The sequence below is a fragment of the Maribellus mangrovi genome (assembly GCF_037646455.1).
Classification (GTDB): Bacteria; Bacteroidota; Bacteroidia; order Bacteroidales; family Prolixibacteraceae; genus Draconibacterium; species Draconibacterium mangrovi_A.
Genome location: NZ_JBBIXN010000001.1, coordinates 1,115,467 through 1,122,928 on the forward strand (window position 1 = coordinate 1,115,467; position 7,462 = coordinate 1,122,928).

Consider the following 7,462-nt stretch of genomic DNA (forward strand, 5'->3'; position numbering starts at 1 on the left):
TTTTTGAGCTACAAACTGTGAGCAGTGAGCCTCGAGCTTGTTTATCTTTTATTTAATGTTTGTCTTTCAAATTATTCTTTGCGGCTTCGCGGCTTCGCGTGAAAATTCTCTCGCTAAGACGCCAGGACGCTAAGTTCATTTCGAATTTACAATTTATGTTCACCATACGCTAATCCTCCTTTAAATAGATCGGTTGTTTGGCCGGTTTTGGGTAGATCAGGATTCCGGTATTTGGTCGTTCATCTACCGAATATTCATAGGCTTTACAATTATCTTCTACTTTAATTATCCAGAATGTGGTCTCACCTACCGGTAATGGCTCGGTAATCGGAATGGCTATTTCAGGATCCGGTACTCCGCCCATCACATTCACTACACTTGGTGTTACCTGGTCGCCAATGGTATAATACACATCGTAAGGTCCGATACCTGTAAACCGAATGTAAACATTGGTAGGTTCTCCTATACATACCGAATCGGCATAAACTTCAAGATCGAGTGTTGATTCCAGCACCTCCAGTACATACATCTCAATATTATCGGTACAGCTTTCTTCATCAATCACGTGAATACGCACATAATAAAAACCGGGTGTAAGACCGACTACCTGAACCGTACTGCCTTCGCCACTGGCATACATGCCATCAACAAAATGCAATGCGGGATCGAGTGTTCCGGCCGGATCGAGCACATCGGTTGTACCGGATGAGGCCTCGTAAATGCCCCACACATAATGCGGTTCCGGAATACCCGGACGGCTGGTTACGCTAAAGGTCATGGTATCGCACTCGTTCACCGAAATAGGCGTTTGGGCCGAAGCTTTTGCCACGGTCAGTGCTACCAGGAATATTCCCAGTAAAGCGGTAATGATAGTATGTACGAGATTCTTCTTCATAATCAGCTACAAGCTGTAAGACACCAGTCAATATCATCAGTCATTATTAAAGAGCTTTCTTTTGCCCCGTCTGCTTTTGAATTCCGGATAGACTTTTGACTTTGTCCTTTTTCCTTTTGACTTCTATTTAATCATTGTTAAACTGTTCTATTGTTAAATTGTAAAACTGCCAAATGTAAATTTTCTTCATACTTCTAATATTTTCATTCGTAAATCCAGCTATCAAATGTGTTATTAAAATTACTTGCGGTAATGATTGAAATTACTTGCGGTAGTTTTTTTTTTATGTCCGCATATAACTTCGGTCTTGTGCGTAAGTAATTTTTTTTTCTCAGTACATTTTTTTCATCTTCTTCAATTCATGATTAAATCCGGCAATTTCTTGCTCAAAACGGCACTTGAACTTTGATCAACGACTCAATCTTAAGCCCGGGCGATCATTACTTCTTATCCCAGAATCTTGCCCCGGGTTGAAATCTTCCGCCCCCTTTGAAGTTTTCCTGCTCCTCAGCCTGCACCTTTGCCTTCATTATTCTTAATTCGTTAATCATCATTCATTGATCGAGCTTTGAGCTGCGGGCTGTGAGCCTCGTGCTTGTCACTCTTACATTTATTATTTGTCATTCCATTTACTGCTATTGCTAAACAGTTCTATTGTCAAATTGCAAAACTATCAACTGCGACCCGTCAGCTATAGCTTGCCGGGCAGGCTGAAAACTGTGACTGTTCACTTTCTTCTTCGCCTGTGCCTCAGCCTGGGCCTTCTTCGTTCTGCAATCATAAATCGTTAATCATCATTCGTTATTCTAAAGTCCTTGCTACCCCTGGCCCCTAAAGGGGGAATCCGGGTAAGCTGTGAACTTTTATTCTTCATTTGTTTGTCTTTCACTTTCGTGGTTCAAAACGCTACAAGGTTATTAAACACCTGAAGGTCTTTGTTTTTTTTCAGTATTAGTGAACTCTATTTTTTTCACAACATCTTTTACACGGATCGCTTAAAACTAAAGACATTTTCTCCTGCAAGGCCCGAACATGCGGGATGCAGTACCGGCGAAAAGCCTTTAGCCTGTGAAATTTGCCTTGCAAAAATCTTCGATTTATTTCACAGGTTGAAGTCTTTCGCGGATTAATCATCGCTCTGTGTTGCTCTGCGCTGTCCTGATTCCCTGTTGTTTCGATTTTATATTTAACCGCAACTTGTCCCGATACCTCGGGAGAGAGCTCAGAGTGCATGCAGAGGTCCACAGAGGATGAATTTGCCCGTTGGGCAGTATCAACCGGTTGGATGGGCGGGTCGCCCCGGCCACGTTTCCAACATCCGTTGTTTGGATAAAGCAGCAGCCTACCCCGGGTCATGGAGCTTTGGGCTTCGAGCTTAGAGCTTAGAGCTTTTGGCTTTCCCCATACCAGGGGAGGTGCATTGCTTTTCCTGATGTTGTAAGTTTTATCGTTCACATTTTTACATGTTTAAAATTTTATATAAGCTACAAGTCATAAGCTGCAAGCTTCAAGTCGGATGACTTTGAATACTGCTAACTGAGACTGTTCACTTCCTTTTTGCGACTCTGCGACTTTACGTGAATTAATCTCTCGCCAAGGCGCTAAGACGCTAAGTTTTTTGTATTTCCGTTTGGCCCTGACGCTCCTGACGCTTCGGTCAGGACAAGTTTGGTCAGGATTTCGGACAGCTTCACTGTCCTCAACACTTCGGCCTTCGGAATTCTATTAGAGCTACAAGTCATTAGTCAATCGTCATTAATGACGTACACTTTTGACTTTCTTCTTTTGACTTTTGCCTTGTTTATCACTTCTTCATAACCTCTTTAGATTGTATCTCCGGACATCATTATCAATCCCTCAATGCTTCAGTCCTTCAATCCTTCTTCCTTAATCCAGCGCCGGCTGAAGGGTCGGGACACCTGGCCCCGTGCCCTTTGCGCTCTGCGCCTTATATCTTAGGTTATGAAAAAGCAAGTTTCATAACTACTAGTCTCCAGCAGGAACTTTAGTTTCAAACGGAGAAGGAGTAGTCTCATCAATATCAGGTCTCGGAGTAAGTATGTAATCCGCATTGTCTGATGTAAGATCATCAGTACAAGCAGTTGTACCATCTCCACTTTCTAAATCAGGATAAGTTCCATCATGAGTAGCAGTTTCCGCATTGTACATGTCGCCATTAACCGTCAAATTTATGGTTTCAGCAAAAATGTTTTCATCTAAAGTACTATGGACAACTTCAACCCGGACAATAATACATTCTGAGGCGATAAAGCCATTATTATTACTTGCATAATGACTTGCTTCTACCGGGTCTGTTCCCACGGTATTCCATACTGAAGAAGCCCCGAAAGCTTGATCAGGATAAGCCCATCCAGTAACAGCTACAGTACTTCCACCAAGGCCAGAGCCAGGATCTGTGGTTACTGCGAAATCGCCAGGCATCCAAGAGGTTTGCCAGTTGGAAGCATTAACCGCAAAGAAAACGTAATCTGTTCCGTAATCCACGGTTAAGTTAGAACCGTCATACGATGCAGCTTGAATTGGGTTTACACAATCTTCAACAGGAGCTACATCACCTCCATTAACACCATCATCTGCTATGCTAGCAATATCAAGTGAAAAATTGTATTGAGGAATAATGCGGTATACTTCCATATTATCCGTACAATTTGCATCGTCAACATTGTACACAACCAGTACTATAGTATTAGCGTTACCATCAAATGCTTTCCATGTGATATTAACAGTCTTAGAGGTATTAGGAGTGGTCACATCATTATATGCTCCATCGGCGGTTAGGATATAATTACTTGTTCCATCCGCTAATTCTATTGTCGCAGCAATATTCCCCTGGGCGTCCACAATAGTACCATCTGCAGTAAGGTCGGCTACAAACCAATGCACAGCACCTGTCGACGTAGGAGATGTAACTGTATACTCATAAGATGTACCAGGCACTGGAGCTAAGGCATCACTTCCATTTCCGCAGTCAATAGGAGTTGCAGGAGTACAGTAAGTAGGCTGTACATCCAAATAGGGAAGATCAGGACTACCAACAGATAGTTGCCCAAAGGCATTAGACGTTCCGGCGACTATAGCCGCTACGAACAAGAATAAAATTAAAATTTGCTTTTTCATGATATTAATTTTTACGTTAATACGGTTCTGTTAATTGAATTGGGTATGTATTGAAAGCTACCCCCTCTCCCTGACGCTTATGGTCAGGGACACTCCCCCTTTTTAGGGGGGAGAAATTCGTGCTCCTGGTGTGCAGGGCATGAATAATTAGATTGGATTTTTTCCAAATTATATCCTCATCAAGGTCACAGAACGTGTTTTTAATGTTTGTGGATCGACAGTTTGGTTTTAGTGGTTTGTCAATCCGTTTTTTGTTAATGTTACTAAACTCAATTTGTGTTTGTATGTACCGATGAGCTTCAAAATTGTCGTCCCGAAGTTTCGGGACTTCCTTTTTCAGTCTATCGGCATTAACCATTGTAACTACAAAATTTGCTTTGCGGCATTTTGTATAACAATTGGTATAAGGATAACGCAGATCAATTAGGGTCGGGTCAATGAGGTTGTTTATTAATACATTGCTGCATAAAGGCGACTTCTTTTCACCCCTCTTTATCTCCCCTGAGGGGAGAGTTGAAGTAAGCTGCTGTGAAGAATCCTTCAGCTGCATCGCTTTTATTGATGTTAGGGATGTTTCATAGGCAAATTTGTTTTGTGGATGTAGATAGCTTTGAGCACAGAGCTTCGAGCCACGAGCATGAGATCCTGAAACAATCCCGATAGCTATCGGGACGGGATGACGTGGCATTCCAGAAGCTGAAGTCAAGTTCGTTTCATTACTCTGAACTCTGAACTCTGAACTCTGAACTCCTTCGCTATGTAATCCTTTATTCAACATTCTTTATTTTTTTACTCTTTTCATTTGGATAGCCGCAAATTGCTTCTACCTGTTTACCCCAACCCTAAAGGGTGCAGGTACAATCAATTCGCTCCCTTTAGGGACGGGGTCAACGAATTGATATTTTGAACGAACAGGCATCTTAACTATCCAAATTTTTATTATTTAAATTTTGTTTTGCGCAACACTGCGCATCCTTTTTTTTATTCTCAAATTCCACCTTCGCCCCGATCGCTCGATGGCGAAAGTGGATTTGAAGCCTGATGGTCCGGCTTCCGGGAATGTGGTAGTTGTTGTATCGTCAATTAAGACTTGTTGTTGTAGAGAAAAAATACCACAGTTCCCGATCGCCCCCGGGGTTGTTAGCTCCCCCGTACAGAACCAACTCTCCAGCCTAATTACAGAACCGGAAAGATTTTAGTCATTAGTCATGTTTCATAGGCACTCGATTGTTTTAAATTGTTAGCTACTGTCCTTTCCCCTGTTACCAGAGAAATTGATTTTATTTTGTTATGTGTTACTGAAACCTTTAGGGTTTGTGAAACTCCTAAAGGTTCGTGTTCTGACTTGTTTTGCTTAACCTTCAAGTGTTTGCCGAGCCTTGAAGGTTTAAAATCGTTATTCTCTCTTATCACTCCAACGCTACCCCCGGCCCCTAAAGGGGAGTTCTCACACTTGGCCCCGGCTCCCTTTAGGGAATTAAAGGGTGTGCGGCGGAGAGCTTCGTGCATGTTTGCTGTTTCAGTTATATCTTTTAATCCACTACCCCTTCTCTCACTCGACCCTTCGCACCCCCTCCTGTCAAGGAGGGGAAAGAAATCCTTACGAACAGAAGCGTTCGTTAATCCCTGCCCGGCATGCTTTAGCTGAAGGGGACATTCATCATTCCTTCTTCTTGCTCCTGTGCTACCCCCAACCCCTGAAGGGGAGTTCTCACACTTGGCCCCGACTCCCTTTAGGGAATTAAAGGGTGTGCGACGGGCTAGAACGGTTCTTTTTCTTCCTTCCGAAACCGTCAAAGTTTTCAAAGATCCTGAAGGTTTTACCCGTGTTTCGTCTTTTTCTGAAACCCGCATTTGGTACGGCCCCCCGGCAATCTGAGCCGTCCATCGGCAATTTAAGGCGTCCATCGGCAGTTTAAGTGCTTCCCGCTCGAATTTAAGCTGTCCATGGGCAGTCTGAGTGCTTCCCTCGGCAAGGTTACCCCTTCCCTGAGCAATTTCTTGTTTCCCCGCAACAATTTTTTCCCGCCCTGCGGAAGATTTTGCCAATCCTGCCACCTTATGACCTGTCCCGGGCTCACAAAAAGTCAGCCCTGTGACCTTGTGACGCGTCCCTGCTATACAAATTGTCAGCCCTGCGGGTATAGTACCCCGCCCTGTCGGGCAGGACGACCTGCTGGACCGTTGTGGCGCCTCAGCGGGTGGCAAGTACGGCTCCCCGGGCAGCAGGAACAGCTCACCATGCAGCAGGGCCGCTCCCTGTGCAGCAGGGTCAATATCCATGCGGAATGTATTAATGTTACTATGTTGTTTATCTCTTTTCATTTCTTCTTCTAATACTGTTTTATTATTTGAGGTCTTGGTGTTATTTTTATCTCATTAACTAGTTCTTCACTTACATTACCGTGGCAGTCTTCTACCCAATAGGTAATGGTATGAATAAGTGTTGTGTAATTTACTCCATCACCCCACAATTGAATATCACTTCCATAAGTCGATGGTTGTCCTGTTCCAATAATAGGATCATTAACAATAGTAGCACCAGTTATTGGATCTATGGTATTTTGGAAATCAATCCTCCAATGTATGTTATCGACCATTGAAAGTGAATCACAACAATTGTCCTCGAGTGAAGTCAAATCAAGGAAAGTATCACCGGCATACATTGTCCTATGATCAGGACTGGGATCTTTCTCCAGGTTCGGATCAGTTTGGTTGAAATACGGATTCGGATTTGATTCATTATAAATTACATATTGCAGCGGATCTACACAGTTCTCGTACGGATCAGCTGTAAAGGTCGGCGGAATGGTATCCGGTTCAACGACAAATGTCGAGGTACAACTCTGCGGACTACACAAATTGTCAACGGTGTATGTAAACGAAAGATTTGCTCCGTTATCATATGCATCTGCCGGAAGTGCGGGAATTGAAGCAATGTTGTCTGTTGAACTACAGCCTCCTGAATAAGTAAACCCTGCTACCCATGCATTGTAAGCAGCTTCAATATCGCTTTGTGGTTGGCATGCTTCTATATTTATTGACAAAGGACAATTAATTATAACATCCGGCGGTGCGGTATATGTGTAAGTCGCCTGACGAGTTTGAGTATCGCAAAGATCTTCGATCGTCCAGGTAATAGTAACAGTTCCATTTGTACAATAGTCTATTGACTGAGTTGTAAAGTCATTCGTTACCGTCGGACTGCAACCGCCGGATGCTGCAATGGTAGCTTGATTGACATCTACCCATGCCTGCAGGTCTGCATCTAGCAGCCCTTGAGCAGTAGTCAGGTCGATTGCGTCAAACTCGCACCCATCAGAAGAGTCGTCAGCAGGATCACTAAAAGAAAGCGACGGAACCGGATTTACCGTGTAGGTCGCCTGCGTGGTGATCGTATCACAGATATCCGAAACAGTCCAGGTTACA

At 43.5% G+C, this 7,462-nt stretch carries 5 protein-coding genes; all 5 read right to left on the reverse strand.

Features of this window, described 5'->3' with window-relative positions:
- Nucleotides 1-169: 169 nt before the first annotated feature.
- Nucleotides 170-895, reverse strand: a complete 726-nt coding sequence (locus WFY05_RS04185; RefSeq protein WP_340111471.1) for a hypothetical protein — start codon at nucleotides 893-895, stop codon at nucleotides 170-172.
- Between the two features lie 1,986 nt (nucleotides 896-2,881).
- The gene (locus tag WFY05_RS04190; RefSeq protein ID WP_340111472.1) at nucleotides 2,882-4,033 is read right to left on the reverse strand and encodes a hypothetical protein; all 1,152 of its coding nucleotides are present in this window, start codon (nucleotides 4,031-4,033) and stop codon (nucleotides 2,882-2,884) included.
- 16 nt (nucleotides 4,034-4,049) lie between these two features.
- On the reverse strand, nucleotides 4,050-4,811 hold the full coding sequence (locus WFY05_RS04195) for a hypothetical protein (RefSeq protein WP_340111473.1): 762 nt from the start codon (nucleotides 4,809-4,811) through the stop codon (nucleotides 4,050-4,052).
- Between the two features lie 428 nt (nucleotides 4,812-5,239).
- On the reverse strand, nucleotides 5,240-6,082 hold the full coding sequence (locus WFY05_RS04200; RefSeq protein ID WP_340111474.1) for a hypothetical protein: 843 nt from the start codon (nucleotides 6,080-6,082) through the stop codon (nucleotides 5,240-5,242).
- Between the two features lie 284 nt (nucleotides 6,083-6,366).
- A partial coding sequence (locus WFY05_RS04205) for a hypothetical protein (protein ID WP_340111475.1) occupies nucleotides 6,367-7,462 on the reverse strand: 1,096 nt, incomplete at its 5' end.

What these genes read in the sequence shown, in the direction of transcription:
- WFY05_RS04185 (WP_340111471.1), bottom strand. Translation starts at nt 895, where the DNA reads ATGAAGAAGAATCTCGTACATACTATCATTACCGCTTTACTGGGAATA.
- WFY05_RS04190 (WP_340111472.1), bottom strand. Translation starts at nt 4,033, where the DNA reads ATGAAAAAGCAAATTTTAATTTTATTCTTGTTCGTAGCGGCTATAGTC.
- WFY05_RS04195 (WP_340111473.1), bottom strand. Translation starts at nt 4,811, where the DNA reads ATGTTGAATAAAGGATTACATAGCGAAGGAGTTCAGAGTTCAGAGTTC.